Below are 16,378 nucleotides of genomic sequence, written 5' to 3'. Positions count from 1 at the left end.
TCGCTAACTTTACCCTCGCTAACTTTACCCTCGCTAACTTTACCCTCGCTAACTTTACCCTCGGTAACTTTATTCTCGCTAACTTTATTCTCGCTAACTCATTCGACTACCCATTGTAAACTCGCACCGTGTTGCTTTAACCATTTTGTTGCTTGCTTATAATCAGGATAAAACTCACTGACGCGCTGCCAAAATGCGGCACTGTGATTTAAATATTTCAAGTGAGCTAGTTCATGCACAATCACATAATCAATAATACTCTGCGGCGCACTGGCTAATAACAAATTAAAGGTCAATTCTCGTCGTCGATTACAACTGCCCCAACGACGCTTATAAGTATGAATGCGAATACTGCTAGGTAAAGTCTCTGCCATTTGTAGGCAATAAGCATGTACACGCATTTCAATATAATTTTCTAATTGCTCATGTAAAAAACTTTCGAGCAAGGTTTGGTACATTGGCTGCTGATGCTTAACCCGTCCAGAAAGATTTAGCTGTAACACATCTCCCTGCTGATTTTTTACTAGCTGCCATGCGCTGCGCGAGCTGACACCATAAGTCAGTATCACAGGTTGTGAAAAAACCAGTACGCGATTATCTTGTAATGGGTATTGGCGAGTATCAAGCATTTGACTTTGCTTGTTAATTTGCGCATTGATCCAGTCAGTTTTACTTAGCAGCCAGCTTTCAAGTTCCTTTTTAGCAACCCCAACAGGCGCATAAACTGTGACACTTTGTTGCTGGACTTTGATAGCGACAGTTTTGCGGCGGCGACTACGTTTTAATGTATATTCAAACAAACCTAACTCTTGTAATTGACCGACAGTCATTAAACTAATTAACAGGTCACTATAATACCTTGCAAAATAACTGCTAATCTATATCTAAGTAGAATTAAATAAAGCGATATCAAACATGCCTGATAAGCCTTGTTGTCGTTATACCTCTCCCGATGGCCATCATTGTCAAGAAACAGACATGGGTTCAGGTTTTTGTTTTTGGCATGATGCCAAATTTGATAAGTCAGGCTTAGATCTGACCCAAAAATTAGAGCGCTATGCAAAAAAGGGAGGATTATTACAGGGATTGCAATTAAAACGCGCTAACCTTAATGGGCTTAATTTGATAAAACAAGATGATGAGGATGGCTTTGATTTATCTTACAGTAATTTTTATCGTGCAACGCTCACCAACGCTCATCTGTTTAATAATAAAATAGCCCACAGTTCACTGATGAAAGCCAACTTGCACGAAGCAAGCCTGCATTACTGCAACCTACAAGATACAAATTTATTGGGTATAAAACTAAACAACACCCGTATTGATAACATTGAGCTAGGCGCTGAACTATTACAGGAAAAACAAGCTAAAGCAGCGCTTAAACATACAGATAAAAGCGCAGCCCTTGACTTATTTGAACAATCAGAAGAAATATTTCGCAATTTACGTAAAGCATCAGAACAACAAGGCTTATTTGAACTGGCGGGTAATTTCACGTACAAAGAACTGCGGATGCGTCACGCACAATATCCACGGGGTTCAAAAAAACGATTAGCCTCGAGCTGTATTGATATGTTGTGCGGGTATGGTGAAAAGCCTGAAAATGTGATCCGTTTTAGTTTGTCACTGATCATCTGCTGCGCCCTGTGTTATTTTATTTTTGGGGTGATGGATGCTGGTCGTATTATGCAGTTCAATCCGGCGGCAACATTAAGTGATAATTTATTAGCCCTACTTAATAGCTTCTATTTTAGCGTGGTTACTTTTACAACCTTAGGATATGGCGATATTACTCCGGTTGGTTTCTCCCGATTCGTTGCTGCAGTTGAAGCGTTTTGCGGGAGTTTCTCTCTGGCATTATTCGTAGTCGTATTTGTCAAACGTATGACCCGATAATTACCGATTACTTTATCTGCGAAAATAAATAGTTCAGCTAAATACCTGCTATAAAACTGGTTATAAATGATGCTATCATTGCGCACAATGAAACTTAGCGAATTGATTTTAAAAAGTTTTTGATTTTGTTAAATTTTGCAGCTAAATATGTAAACAAATAACAGGCATTTGCGCAAAATTAATTAATTGTCTTAACATATATTTCAGGTGATATTAGTTATTACTGAAATAACAGTGTATTGAGCCGTTATGCTTACCGCTTTTTTTATTACCGATCACGATCCGAGCCTTCTTATTAATGGTGTTTATGACCCATTTTTAGTCGCTCTGTCTGTTTTAACGGCTATTTTCTCTGCATTTTTTGCAACTTACATGATCGATCTGGCCAAAGAAACACGCTTCAAAAGTTATCAAAAATTAGCCAACTCAACGGCTTCCTTGGTACTTTCTGGCGGTATTTGGAGTATGCATTTTATTGGTATGTTGGCATTTTCACTGTGTACAAATATCAGCTACGACCCAACACTCACCTTTTTATCTTTCATTCCAGCATTTTTAGCCTGCCTAACTGGCGTGTCATTATTAGTAAAAAATAACGCCACTATTTTCAGTTTAATACTGCCCTCGGTACTACTCGGCGCAGGTATCGGCACTATGCATTACAGTGGTATGGCAGCAATGGAATTGAGCCCGCTGCTACGCTACGATCCATTGATGTTTGGGTTGTCAATTATCGTTGCCGTTGTACTGGCGTTTATATCTTTATATGCTCGCTTTAATATTAAAAAGCACCTCTCAACACTAAATTCTTTGCAGACGCGGTTGATCAGCGCAATCATTTTGGGTTTTGCTGTTGCAGGTATGCATTACATGGGAATGGCGGCAACACGGTTTGTTGCAACCTCGCCATTAATTGGTAATGACAGCGCCAGCTCAGAACTTACATTTGTTGCTATTAGCGTAGTGTTCGCCACCATTATTCTAACCGCGATAGTTGCTATCATTAACGGTATGGTACGCTATCGCATGTTACTTGAAGAAAAAACAGGGAATGAATCTCGCTTAGAGGCTATTTTATCGACCGCTATAGATGGCATTGTAACAATTAACAATCGCGGTATTATCTTAAGCTTTAATAACGCTGCAGAGAATATTTTCGGCTGGCATAGCACTGATGTAAAGGGTAAAAACATAAAAATGCTGATGGCAGATGATATCGCAGCCGAGCATGATGAATATCTATTAAAGGCACATCACATCGATTTAGGTAAAGTTATTGGCGTCAATCGTGATGTTCTTGCTAAACATAAACAAGGTCACCTATTTCCTATTCGCTTAGGTATTGGTGAAGCAAACCAGCCAGGACAAGAGTCAATATTTGTTGGCTTTATTACTGACTTGACTGAGCAACGCAAACTACAACAAAACCTCATAGCGAAAGAACAACAATACCGCTCGCTGATGAATAATATGCCTGGCGTGGTATTTCGCTGCCAGTTGGATAAAAGCTGGAGCATGATTTTTATTAGCCCTAGCATTAATGAAGTAACTGGCTATGTCCCATCGGAATTTATCAATCAGCATATTCAGTTTAGTGATTTGATTTTTAAAGATGATAACAAACGCATCAATAAATCGGTCGAGCAAGCGATCGCTGCTAAATCGCAATACTCAATTGAATACCGACTACGTCATCGAAGTGGCAAGCTAATTTGGGTGCTTGAGAAAGGTAGCTTTGAGTTCAACAAGCAAGGTGAAGCGATTTGGATCGACGGCGTTATTATCGATATTAGTGAACGTCGTGAATACGAAGATAAATTAAAGTTGGCGAAAATAGCCGCCGAAGATGCAGCTCAAGCCAAACAGTCATTTATGGCGAATATGAGTCACGAAATTCGCACACCGATGAATTCGATTATTGGCTTTAGTGATTTATTGATGGATACACCACTTGATCAAGACCAACAAAAGCACTTAATTATCGTAAATAATGCGGCTCGCTCGCTGTTACGGCTATTAAATGAAATATTGGATTCTGCAAAACTTGAAAAAGGTAAGCTGACCATTGAATTAGTGCATTTTAATCTTCAAGCGGTGCTTGATAGTATTATTTCTACATTTTGGTTAGAAGCAAAAAAGAAAGATCTAGAACTAACACTTACCATCAAAGAGTCTGTTCACCCTACTTATTACGGTGATCCAGACCGAATTCGCCAAGTTTTAACAAATTTAATTGGTAATGCAGTTAAGTTTACAGCTCAGGGCTCAGTGAATGTCACTGTCAGTACGACACAAAATAATTACTTATTTTTTGAAGTACAAGATACCGGTATTGGTATTGCTAAAGATCGTCTTAAAGCGGTATTTCAGCCTTTTGAACAAGCTGACGGGACTACTACACGTCGTTTTGGTGGCACTGGACTTGGTACTACTATCAGTAAGCAACTCGTTGAGCTGATGGGTGGCATAATCAACGTAGTCAGTGAAGAAGATAAAGGCAGCTGCTTTTATTTTTCATTGCCTTTAGAGGTCGGTGATGAAACCCAAGTCAATTACTTTGATAAGTTGTATACGCAATTACCTAAGCTGCGCATTTTAGTCGTTGATGACATAGCACAAAATGTTGAGCTACTACAGTTATTATTGTCGCGAGATCAGCATACGATTAGCTCTGCAAGCAACGGCTTAGAAGCGATCGCTATTTTTGAAAAACAAGATTTTGATGTCATTTTAATGGATATCCATATGCCTGAATGTGACGGTATTGCCGCGACCGAAAAAATTCGTGAAATTGAGCAACAACGACAGCTAAAAAAGACTCCGATCATTGCGCTCACCGCCAGTGTCTTACAGCAAGATAAATTAACGGCTAAAAAAGCGGGTATGAATGGCTTCGCCAATAAGCCTGTTGATATCAATCAATTGAATCAAGAGATTGCGCAAGTGCTTGGCTTTGGTTTAAATATAGAAACGCAAATTGCTCACAGTGATCCCACAGCACAGCATATTGATTTAAAAAAAGGACAGCAACTTTGGGGCAGTAAGTGTAAACAGCTGAGCGAAATACACCGTTTTTTTAAAGAGCAGCAGGCAACATGTGACATTATCTTTAATGATGGACTAAATGCCTTAAAAGATATTAATGGCACATTACATACCCTTAAAGGCTTATCTGGTAATTTAGGTTTACCGACTATGATGGCCCTACTTTCAACCTTAGAAAACAGCCAAGCCCCTGAGCAGCAGGCGCAAATAATTCAGCAATTGCAGATAGAGTTTAATGCGGTCAATGAGTTGTTAGCTAGAAAAACCAGCAGCTGTATAGCAGTGCAAAGCAGCGAAAAAAATACCCAAGTACTATCGCTCAGCGAATTTAAAATACTGTGTGAACAACTGCGTAAAGACGCAGAAAATGCAGAGCTCAATGATGAGTTGTTAGCAACATTAGCAGACAATGCCCCCGCTACTTATCAAAGTGATGTGGATGCATTAATCGAATATTTCGACCAGTTTGACTTTGACAATGCCCAGAGTACTCTTATTGCATTAATAGAGCTGCTCAATCAGGCAGCAAATTTGGAAACACACTGATGGACTTAATAACCGAACGCCCACGAATTCTTATTGTTGATGATGAACCCGCCAACCTTAAAGTCATGCGCGAAGTATTAGGGAATCAATATCGCCTCTCTTTTGCTAAATCGGGTGATGCCGCGCTCGCGTTAGTTGAAAAAGAGCCACCCAAACTCATTCTACTCGATATTATGATGCCAAATATGAGTGGTTTTGAAGTATGTCAGCTGCTTAAACAAAACCCTGCTACTGAGCATATTCCAGTCATTTTTGTGACTGCACTTGCGGATGAAAGTGATGAGTTTAAAGGTTTTGAAATTGGCGCGGTAGATTACATAACCAAGCCTATTAGTCCTGCAATCGTAAGAGCGCGTGTTAAAACTCATTTATCCCTAGTTCAGGCTGAGCAGCTAAAGTTGGCTCACGTTGATTTAGTCCATCGTTTAGGGTGCGCTGCCGAGTATAAAGACACCGATACTGGCGAGCATATTGTGCGCATGAGTAAATACAGTAAAATTTTAGCACTAGCCTATGGAATGACTGAACAACATGCTGAGCTTCTCAAACAAGCAGCACCGATGCATGACATTGGTAAAATCGGCATTCCCGATGCAATCTTGCTTAAACCAGGGAAATTAACAGCCGAAGAATTTGAACACATGAAACAGCATGCCAAAATCGGCGCTAAAATTTTAGCAAACTCGTCATCGCCGTTATTGCAGCTCGCCTATATACTTGCGATGGAGCATCATGAAAAATGGGATGGATCAGGTTATCCAAACGGTCTTAAAGGTGAGGAAATTTCGATTGAAGGACGTATTGCGGCAATCGCCGATGTATTCGATGCACTTACCTCTAAACGTCCCTATAAGCAAGCTTGGAGCGTTGATGAAGCCATAAGTCATATGCGCGAGCAAGCTGGTAAACACTTTGATCCTCAGCTTATCGCACTATTTGAAGGCCAGCTAGATGCTGTTTTAGCAGTGTACTCTGCCTACCAAAGCTAACCATATGCTAGATGTTGGCCGAGATATATGCATAGTCATGAGAGGTGATTTCATGACTATTACCACTTAAATCCTGAAAATAAACAGAGTATGTAACTTTGTGATCAGCAACCACGGTTTTAATATTTAAGTCAGCCAAATGCTTAAGCCAAGCGATAAACTGCTCTCCAGATGCGCCAAATGCAATCCCTTTACTACTGCCCTCTCGCTCAAATAACGCTAAGCGAATAGTTGCCGCAGGATCTTCTAGTGTTAAAGGCCCAGTACCCTCATCCCAAAAAGCAAGCTCTGGCACAATATTAAATCCAAGGACTGTTTTGTACCACGTGACGGCTTGCGCAAGGTTAGTCACATTTAAATGGCAATGATCGACACCAGATAAAGTAGGCATTGCCATTAGCCAATCTCCGACTTAAGTTGTTCAATAAATACCTGCATATATTCAGTACGACGCACCGCTTCTGCTTTTGCTGAAGGTGTATTCATACTCTGTGCAATATGTAATAGCTTGATGAAGAAGTGATCTAATGTATACAAGCTGTCATCCGGGCTGCGGTGGGCGCAAAATGGATCGTCAGGGTGATATAAATTGCGTCCGATTGAGCCCCCTACTTTCATACAGCGGCTGACACCAATTGCTCCTAAAGCATCCATACGATCAGCATCTTGAACGATTTGTGCTTCCACACTTTCAATTGCAATGTTAGCACTAAAACTATGGGCTACAATAGCATGATGAATGGCATCAAAATATTGCGCGTCGTACCCTATTGACGCTAAAAATGAAATTGCTTTATCTGCGGCCATTGTTGAAGCTTTAGCGCGATCCGGGTGGTTTTTAGCCACTGCAACACAGTCATGCAACCATGCTGCGGGTAACACCACGTCCATCGAAGCATCTTCAGCAAAGCAGAGCTGTTTTGCAACACGCACGACTCGTTCAATATGGGTAATATCGTGGGCGACATCAGCACTCACTAACGACAAAATAAAAGCACGGCAATGATTTTCTAGCTGTTGCAACGGCTCAGATAATACTAAAACGGGCAAACGTTGTTCCATAAATCCTGTAATTTCAAATTAATGCATTGAATTACTGTTACTTTACCGCGGTTATAGGCTGTTGTGCAAAACATTCATTGTATGTTCGAGCCTGCTTCACTAAAATACGCTCTTAATTTATCCGTAATGAGAAGCCTAATGTCATCTGTCGTATACCTAGAAGCTGGTCGTGAAAAATCACTAAAAAGAAAACACCCATGGTTGTTTTCAAAAGCCATCAAAAAAATAAAAGGTAAGCCAGGTTTAGGTGACACAGTGACCATTCACGATAGTAATGGTAAATTTTTAGCTACAGCGGCTTACAGTCCGCACTCACAGATCCGCGCGCGTGTTTGGAGCTTTGATGAAACAGAAATCATCGACCAAGCTTTTTTTGAACGTCGCTTACGTCGTGCCTTTGCGGCACGCGAGCAAGTAATTACTGAAGGTGGCTTAACGGGATTTCGGTTATGTGCCGCCGAGTCTGATTTTTTACCAGGTGTAACCATTGATAAATTTGACAACTTTTTAGTGTGTCAGTTATTAAGTGCCGGTGCTGAGCGCCATAAAGGTGAAATAGTTGGCGCTTTAATCGCTATTTTCCCAGGCTGTAACGTGTATGAGCGCTCTGATGTCGATGTGCGCACCAAAGAAGGCTTAGAGCCGACTATGGGCGTGTTATGGGGTAATAAGCCTGAGCAGCCAGTATTAATTGAAGAAAATGGTTTTAAAATTGAAGTAGACATTCTCGAAGGTCATAAAACCGGTTTCTACCTTGATCAACGTGATAGCCGTGCTGCATTAGAGCGTTTTTCAAAAGATAAAAGAGTACTTAACTGTTTTAGCTACACAGGTACCTTTTCATTGTATGCACTGCGTGGCGGCTGCGAGCATGTTACTAACGTTGACGTATCGCAACCCGCGCTTGATACCGCAAAACGTAATGTCGAGCACAATAATCTTGATTTAGATAAAGTTGACTTCATAAAACAAGATGTATTTAAATTACTACGCCAATACCGTGAAGATGGGGTGTTATTCGATACTATCGTTATGGACCCACCTAAATTTGCTGATAACAAAGCACAACTAACGGGTGCGTGTCGTGGCTATAAAGATATCAATATGATTGCCATGCAAATTCTTAAACCAGGTGGTACGTTGCTTACGTTCTCATGTTCAGGTTTAATGGAGCAAAATTTATTTCAAAAAGTGGTTGCTGATGCAGCCCTTGATGCTGGTAAGGATTTGTTGATCATGGAGCGTTTAAACCAAGCTGCTGATCATCCAATCGCAGGCAGTTACCCTGAAGGTTTTTACCTAAAAGGCCTGATCTGTAAAGTTTACTAAACTGACTGCAACTAATTAACCTGAGTTCATCAGGTTAATTAAACTGCATTATTTCTAGCCCAGCGGTTACCGTGCCATCACTTTCTTTGCTGGCACGAACGACTTTTGCTGTTGCATCAAGTGGTGCAATGGCAGGGCTGGTCGAATCAATATTCACCTTCACAATGGTGCCCAGTTCAAGTAATTCATCCAACTGCAGTGACAACCCAGTTGCACTTAAATCGACACATACAGCATCAAAATGTTGATCAGCGACTGGCTCAAGTGTGGTTAATTTTGCCTGTGCATTTAATTGCATACGTCTAAAATTACGTTTATCTTCATTTAGCATAATAACTCCTAAACAACCGTATTGATTTTTTCTAATAACCCCACGACCGAAAAAGGCTTCACCACATAGGCATCGCAACCGGCATCAAAACCAGCTTGTTGTTCCTGTACGGATTCTAAGCCTGACACCATAACAACAGGAATATTACGAGTTTCAGGGGTGTTCTTCAACATTCGACACGTGTCGTAACCATCTAGGCCGGGCATACATACATCGAGTAAAATCGCATCCGGTGGATTTGCAATAGCCGACGATAAACAGCTCTTACCTGATTCAGCATAACTGAGCTCAAAATCCGCTGATAAAGCGACTTTGAGCATTTCAAAATTAAAGTACTCGTCATCTACAACTAGTAAACGCGGGTGTGTATTAGCGGATGAGCGCATGGTTAATATCAGTTCCTTCTCATCTAACAAATATTTCCTTCCAAGGTATTCGATGTTTACTAAATACCAAACTCAATCAATTTCTTTCAGAGCATTCAATACACGCTTAGCTGAAATCGGATACGGTGTCCCTAACGTTTGCGCAAACAAGGATACTCTAAGCTCTTGTTGCATCCAAAATATATCCTGCAATTGTTGCGGAGCAGGCATTCCAGGCGGCACTTTTTTCAGCTGTTTTTGATACTCTTGAGCAACCTTTTCTAACTCAAGTACACATAATCTGTCACGATTTGGATCAACTGGCAACTTTTCTAAGCGTTTTTCTATTGCTTTTAAGTAACGAATTAAATCACTAAGTTTGTCTGCGCCATGATTTGAAACAAAGCCTTTGAATACCAAAGATCCCAGTTGGCTTTTTATATCTCCATGTGCAGTGATCATGGTTAAATCAACTCGCCCTTTCATTTTTTTATGTAACGCATGCGCAATACTCAACACTTGCTCAACTTGGGTTGCAATAGCAACAACCGCATCGCCGAGCTCACCGCGCACGTGCTCTTTTACTTGCTCAAACGCTTGTTCGGTGCGTACATCGCCTAATTTCACCAATAAACTGTCAACGCCTGCGGCAATACAGTCATCAATTAAATCAGCAACCTTACCAAACGGATTAAAATATAGACCTAATTTAGCCTTATTGGGTAAGTTTTGTTGCAAATATTTTATCGGCGAAGGTACATTCAGTAATACCAAACGGCGTAACCCCTGCTGATGGGCAGTTTGCGCTTTAACTTCGTTATCAAATAGCTCCACTGCCGCCGATGATTTTTTATCTACCAGCGCAGGATACGCTTTGATTTCATACTGGCCTTGTTTTTTCACATAGGATACCGGTAACTTGCCAAAATCCCATTGCAATAGGTCAGCTTTTTCAATGCCTTTATCTGCCACTTTAGACAGCGTTTGCGTCACTTTACCCTGCAATTGCGCTTTGAGTTTCGCTAAATCCATACCTCGGGCAAGTACATTATCTTTTTCATCACGAACTTCAAACTGCAGTCGTAAGTGAGTCGCAAGGGTGGTTAAATCCCAGGCCTCTGGATCAACTTTTACACCTGTCATACGTAATAAACGCGTACTGAGCGCCTCAATGAAGTTACCTTGCATAGGCTCGATTGCTGCAAGAACCGCATCTGCATAATTTGGCGCAGGCACAAAATTACGACGTAGTGATTTAGGTAAAGATTTAATTAAACCGGTGATCAACTCATGACGAAATGCAGGAATATGCCAGTCAAAGCCAGCTTCTTCTACTTGGTTTAGTAAGGCCACCGGAATTTGCACTGCAACCCCATCGACCGCTTGGCCTGGATCAAAATGATAGCTCAACGGCAACATTAAATTACCTTGTTGCCATACATCGGGGTAATCAAACTCAGTAACACTATCAGCACCGTGTTGCATTAAATCATCACGTGTCATTTGCAAGTAATGTTTATCCTGCTGCTTTTGCGTTTTATACCATTTATTAAATGCTGCACGACTGTTTATTTGAGCAGGAATTTTCTTATCGTAAAACTCATATAAGGTTTGCTCATCAACTAAAATATCACGACGGCGGCTTTTATTTTCTAGAGTTTGAATATCTTCAATCAGTTCGCGATTAAACTGCAAAAACCCTTCATTTTGACCTAAATCTTGCTCTACTAAGGCACTGCGAATAAACAACTGGCGGCTAACTTTCGGATCAATGTTACTGTACACACAGCGACGCTTTGACACTATGATCAGCCCGTATAGTACCTGCTGTTCGAAAGCGATCACTGCGCCGGGCTTTTTCTCCCAATGCGGCTCACTGTAACTGCGTTTTACTAAGTGTTGTGCTAATGGTTCAACCCAATCGATGTTAATTTTGGCATTAATACGTGCATATAATTTACTGGTTTCAACCAGCTCTGCCGACATCAACCATTTTGGGCTTTTCTTAAATAATCCAGAGCCTGGGAATACATGAAACTGACTGTTGCGAGCGCCTTTATATACTTGCTTTTCATCTTTAAAACCAATGTGACTGAGCATGCCACTCAATAGCGCTTGATGGATTTTATCGCCATCGGCAACATTGCTGGTCGCTTTCATGCCCATTTCATTGCACACAGTACTGAGCTGATAAACGATATCTTGCCACTCACGAATACGCATATAAGCGAGCATATCCTTTTGGCACAGCTTTCTGAATTGGCTGTTACTTAGCTCACTTTGCTGCTCTTCTAAGTAATTCCATAAATTTAAAAAGGCGATGAAATCTGAATCAGGATCGTCAAAACGGCCATGCTTTTCGTTTGCAGCAGCGCGTTTTTCTTGCGGGCGCTCGCGTGGATCTTGAATCGATAACGCCGCCACAATAATAATCACTTCACGCAGCGCACCCAGCTTTTGTGCTGTTAGTACCATTTTAGCTAAACGCGGGTCAACCGGTAAGCGGCTCAGTTCAATACCCGATTTAGTAAGCTGTGTATTGCTATTGTGACGACTAGGTTTTACCGCTTCAAGTTCCTCTAGTAACGTTAAGCCATCGTTGATATTACGGCTATCTGGTGCTTGTACAAATGGGAACTCGGCCATATCGCCCAACCCTAAGCCAAGCATTTTTAAAATAACTGAGGCTAAATTAGTACGTAGTATTTCTGGATCAGTAAACTCTGGGCGCGAATTAAAATCATCTTCAGCATATAAACGAATACAAATACCCGCTTCCACACGGCCACAGCGGCCTTTTCGCTGATTGGCACTGGCTTGTGATATTGGCTCAATCGGTAAACGCTGCACTTTAGTACGATAACTATAACGGCTAATGCGCGCGGTACCAGGATCAATAACGTATCGAATACCCGGCACAGTAAGTGAGGTTTCAGCAACGTTGGTCGATAAAATAATATGACGACGACTATGGGGAGCAAAAATACGGTTTTGTTCTGCGTTAGAAAGGCGCGAATACAAAGGTAAAACATCCGCTCCTTTTAAATTACGTTTACTAAGGGCATCAGCAGTATCGCGTATTTCCCGTTCACCATTTAAGAAGATTAAAATATCGCCTGGGCCTTCTTGGCACAGCTCATCAACGGCATCAAAAATACCTTGCAGCTGGTCGCCTTCAGCCTCCATATCATTTTTATCAATTTCAACCAAAGGACGATAACGCACATCCACCGGAAATGTTCGTCCTGACACTTCAATAATCGGTGCATCATTAAAATGCTTTGAGAATCGCTCTGGATCAATGGTCGCAGAGGTAATAATTATTTTTAAATCAGGACGCTTTGGTAATAGGTTTTTCAAATAACCTAAAATAAAATCAATGTTTAAACTACGTTCATGAGCTTCATCAATAATAATGGTGTCATACTGGTTTAAAAATCGGTCTTGTTGAATTTCCGCCAGTAAAATACCGTCAGTCATCAACTTTATATAGCTGTTATTTGATACTTGATCGCTAAAACGAATTTTAAAACCCACTTGCTGGCCAAGTTCACATTGCATTTCATGAGCAATCCGATCCGCGACACTGCGCGCAGCCAAACGTCTTGGTTGGGTGTGACCGATATAACCATCAACGCCACGGCCAAGTTCTAAACACATTTTAGGAATTTGCGTGGTTTTACCTGAGCCGGTTTCACCCGCGATAATAACCACTTGGTTATTGGCGATAGCCTCTTTAATGTCGTCTTTTTTCTGACTGACGGGGAGCTGCTCAGGGTAAGTTACTTTAGGTAACTGAGCTAAGCGCACCTCTCGCAATTGTTGGCTACGTGCTATATCTGCAGTGATTTTTTCAATCACGGCTGCTTGTTTTGTTTCATCGGTTATTTTTTTTATGCCGTGAAGGCGTTTTTTAAAGATGAATTGATCTTTTCTTAAACACGTTTTTAGTTCACCAAACAATTGACCTAGGTTAACCACCCGCGACTACCTTATAAAATTTGAGTAAAGACGAGCGATTGTAGCAAACTTCGCCGCAGGGGTTAACTTTGCTGCGATATAAAATGTAATAACCAAAGCTTAAAACAATAAAAAAGGCGCTAATTAAGCGCCTTTCATGTTCTTTGGGCAGAACAATTGCTGTGTTTTATTTATAGAGCAGCGAAAACTTCATCTGTTTTGGCAGCGCAAATAAAATCATTTTTGTGTAAGCCTTTAATTGAATGGCTCCACCACGTTACCGTTACTTTGCCCCACTCTGTTAGCAAGCCCGGGTGATGGCCTTCATCTTCAGCCATATCACCTACTTTATTAGTAAAAGCGATGGCTTGTTTAAAGTTTTTAAATTTATAAACACGCTCTAATTGCATAATACCGTCGCGTACTTCAGGCACCCAATCTGGGATCATTTTAATTAATTCAGCTAACTCGGTATCTGATACTTGTGGAGCGTCTACGTGACAGGCTTCACATTTTTGTGCGCTTAATGATGACATCTTAAATCCTTAACTTGCTAATTTTTCTTTAGGAGGAAATTTTGGGTCATGTAACCCTAATTCTTTTGCTTGCGCAACTAACGCCATAATATCCAGCTGTGAAATATCAAATAAATCATGGATAGAATTAATGGTGTAGTACAAAGGCTGCATAATATCAATTCGGTACGGCGTGCGTAATACATCCAATACATTCATTGGGTTGATCTCGGGCTTATCTGAATACACGTATTGTGTTTCACCTGGACTTGATAAAATACCGCCACCATAAATACGTAGACCATCATCTGTTTGCATTAGGCCAAACTCAACCGTAAACCAATACATACGGGCAAGGTAAACCCGATCTTTTTTCTCGGCAGCGTAACCTAACTGGCCATATTTATGCGTAAACTTGGCAAAATCAGGATTAGTAAGCATTGCACAATGACCAAATATTTCATGAAAAATATCAGGTTCTTGCAGGTAATCAAACTCTTCACGGCTGCGAATAAAGGTTGCGACTGGAAATTGCTTATTTGCTAATAAACGAAAGAATTCATCAAAGTCGATTAAAGCTGGCACAGGTGTAACTTGCCAGCCGGTAGTCGCTAGTAATACTTCATTAAGCTCACTTAACTGCGGAATACGGTCATGAGGCAGGTTTATTTTTTCAAGCCCTTCCATGTATTCATTGCAAGCTTTGCCTGCAATACATTTTAGTTGGCGTGCGACTAGTTCTGACCATATTTTATTTTCTGCTTCGCTCCAATGGATAACGCCATTTTCATCTGGTGTCTTGGAGGTGTATTTACTTGCTTTAGCCATAATAACCTTCTTAGTGTTAAACCGATATCGGTGTCAACCTGTTAAGGAGATACTAAGCAAATGTAAGGCAAAGTTTAATAGCTGAGACAACATCAGCTATTAGAACCAAACCGCCTTTTGTACACCAAACATTACACTTTTAGATCAAAAAGTTTACAGTGCTATTTTCAAAGGGCTAGAAGCAACACAAACCGTAAATATAATCTTACAAGCTATGCAATAAAAGTAAAAGCGTGGTTAAGGTCGTTAATTATATCGTTAACATCTTCAAGGCCAACAGATAGTCTGATCAGGCCATCGCTAATACCCGCAGCTGCTCTTTCTTCGGGTGAATACGGTGAATGAGTCATCGATGCCGGATGTTGAATGAGTGTTTCGGCGTCTCCTAAACTCACGGCGAGTGTGCACAGTTGGGTATTATTAATAAACTGCTCGCCATCTTTTAGGCTGCCTTTTAATTCAAAGGCAATAACGCCACCAGAGGCTTTCATTTGCTTACCGATAAACTTAAACCCTGGGTGAGATGCAAGTCCGGGGTAATAAACGGTATTAACTTGGGGATGCTGCTCTAAAAATTCAGCAATAATTTGCGCACTTTCACAATGACGCTGCATGCGTATCGCTAAGGTTTTTAAACCACGATTAATAAGCCATGCATCGTGTGGACTAATTGTTGCACCAATATCTTTAAGTACGGTCATTTTAATTAATGTAATGTGCTCTTGACTGCCACACACCAAACCTGCCACAACATCACCGTGACCATTTAAATATTTAGTAGCACTGTGAACAATTAAATCAATGCCATAATCAATTGGCTTTTGCAGTAACGGCGTGAGAAAGGTGTTATCTATTACACTGATCAAATTGTGTTGTTTTGCCACTTGTCCTATTAACGCTAAATCAATTACCGCCATAGTTGGATTAACTGGGGTTTCGGCAAAAATCATTTTTGAATTCAGTTTAATTGCATCGCGTAATTGCTGCTCATCGGTCATATCTACAAACGTCACTTCAATCCCCCAACGCGGCAACATATGTGCGAAGAAAGCAAACGTACAGCCATACAAAGCGCTTGATGCGACTAAGTGATCGCCTTGCGATAAAAAACTTAATACCGATGCAGAAACCGCGCCCATTCCTGTGGCTGTTGCTGCAGCGGCTTCGCAACTTTCAAGTTGTGCGACTTTTTGTTCAAGCTCTGTCGTCGTCGGGTTACCTAAACGGGTATAAATATAGCCCGGTTCTTCACCAGCAAAACGTGCTGCACCTTGCGCGGCACTGCTAAAATGAAACGTTGAAGTTTGGTATAAAGGAGCAGTAAGTGCACCATGCGGATCATTGGCTTTTTCTGGTCCATGGATACATTGGCTGTCGATGTGGAGTTTGTTCATTGTCTGATCTTTTTTGATTATTATTGATCCCATAATCAAAACGTATCGCAGGATAAAGCACAAGCATGCCAGATGCTCAGATGGCTATAAATTTGGATGTAGTTAGTACAGTGGCCGT

General features: G+C 41.0%; 13 protein-coding genes. 4 read left to right on the top strand and 9 right to left on the bottom strand.

All coding sequences use genetic code 11. From position 1 onward, the window contains the following. Window positions 1–98: 98 nt before the first annotated feature. Window positions 99–830, bottom strand: a complete 732-nt coding sequence (locus FW757_RS20415) for a M48 family metallopeptidase (protein WP_182718135.1) — start codon at window positions 828–830, stop codon at window positions 99–101. Window positions 831–915: 85 nt separating this feature from the next. Here FW757_RS20415 and FW757_RS20410 point away from each other — a divergent pair, with 85 nt between their 5' ends. The 3 genes from FW757_RS20410 to FW757_RS20400 all read left to right on the top strand — a co-directional run bounded on the left by FW757_RS20410 (window position 916) and on the right by FW757_RS20400 (window position 6,476). Continuing rightward, complete coding sequence (locus FW757_RS20410) at window positions 916–1,896, top strand: ion channel (protein ID WP_145241414.1); 981 nt, start codon at window positions 916–918, stop codon at window positions 1,894–1,896. A 249-nt stretch (window positions 1,897–2,145) separates the two neighbouring features. Continuing rightward, window positions 2,146–5,487 (top strand): MHYT domain-containing protein, encoded by a 3,342-nt coding sequence (locus tag FW757_RS20405; protein WP_182785215.1) that lies wholly within the window; start codon window positions 2,146–2,148, stop codon window positions 5,485–5,487. Next, window positions 5,487–6,476, top strand: coding sequence for a response regulator (locus tag FW757_RS20400; RefSeq protein WP_446441629.1), 990 nt, complete (start codon window positions 5,487–5,489; stop codon window positions 6,474–6,476). Before FW757_RS20405 ends, FW757_RS20400 begins: the two co-directional genes overlap by 1 nt. Window positions 6,477–6,483: 7 nt before the next feature. Here FW757_RS20400 and FW757_RS20395 read toward each other — a convergent pair whose 3' ends face one another. Both FW757_RS20395 and FW757_RS20390 read right to left on the bottom strand, forming a co-directional pair. Continuing rightward, a complete protein-coding gene (locus FW757_RS20395) occupies window positions 6,484–6,873 on the bottom strand; it encodes a VOC family protein (protein ID WP_145241420.1) in 390 nt (129 codons plus the stop codon). Then, on the bottom strand, window positions 6,873–7,538 hold the full coding sequence (locus FW757_RS20390; protein ID WP_145241422.1) for an HD domain-containing protein: 666 nt from the start codon (window positions 7,536–7,538) through the stop codon (window positions 6,873–6,875). Before FW757_RS20390 ends, FW757_RS20395 begins: the two co-directional genes overlap by 1 nt. 138 nt (window positions 7,539–7,676) lie before the next feature. Between FW757_RS20390 and FW757_RS20385 the strand changes: the two genes are divergently transcribed. Next, window positions 7,677–8,867, top strand: a complete 1,191-nt coding sequence (locus FW757_RS20385) for a class I SAM-dependent methyltransferase (protein WP_145241424.1) — start codon at window positions 7,677–7,679, stop codon at window positions 8,865–8,867. 34 nt (window positions 8,868–8,901) lie between these two features. On the opposite strand, the gene FW757_RS20380 is transcribed toward FW757_RS20385, so the two are convergent. The 6 genes from FW757_RS20380 to megL all read right to left on the bottom strand — a co-directional run bounded on the left by FW757_RS20380 (window position 8,902) and on the right by megL (window position 16,260). Beyond that, a complete protein-coding gene (locus FW757_RS20380; protein ID WP_145241426.1) occupies window positions 8,902–9,198 on the bottom strand; it encodes a PilZ domain-containing protein in 297 nt (98 codons plus the stop codon). Between the two features lie 8 nt (window positions 9,199–9,206). Further along, window positions 9,207–9,584 (bottom strand): response regulator, encoded by a 378-nt coding sequence (locus FW757_RS20375; RefSeq protein WP_145241521.1) that lies wholly within the window; start codon window positions 9,582–9,584, stop codon window positions 9,207–9,209. A 72-nt stretch (window positions 9,585–9,656) separates the two neighbouring features. Next, window positions 9,657–13,544: an ATP-dependent RNA helicase HrpA gene (hrpA, locus tag FW757_RS20370; RefSeq protein WP_182794728.1), complete on the bottom strand. Its 3,888-nt coding sequence runs from the start codon at window positions 13,542–13,544 to the stop codon at window positions 9,657–9,659. 170 nt (window positions 13,545–13,714) lie between these two features. Beyond that, complete coding sequence (locus FW757_RS20365) at window positions 13,715–14,059, bottom strand: 4a-hydroxytetrahydrobiopterin dehydratase (RefSeq protein WP_149980747.1); 345 nt, start codon at window positions 14,057–14,059, stop codon at window positions 13,715–13,717. 9 nt (window positions 14,060–14,068) lie between these two features. Next, window positions 14,069–14,866, bottom strand: a complete 798-nt coding sequence (gene phhA / locus FW757_RS20360; protein WP_145241432.1) for a phenylalanine 4-monooxygenase — start codon at window positions 14,864–14,866, stop codon at window positions 14,069–14,071. A 212-nt stretch (window positions 14,867–15,078) separates the two neighbouring features. Continuing rightward, a complete protein-coding gene (gene megL / locus FW757_RS20355; protein WP_182830624.1) occupies window positions 15,079–16,260 on the bottom strand; it encodes a methionine gamma-lyase in 1,182 nt (393 codons plus the stop codon). Between the last annotated feature and the right edge of the window lie 118 nt (window positions 16,261–16,378).

The organism is Pseudoalteromonas sp. 1181_04 (assembly GCF_052850545.1).
This window is presented reverse-complemented; position numbering and strand designations above follow the sequence as displayed.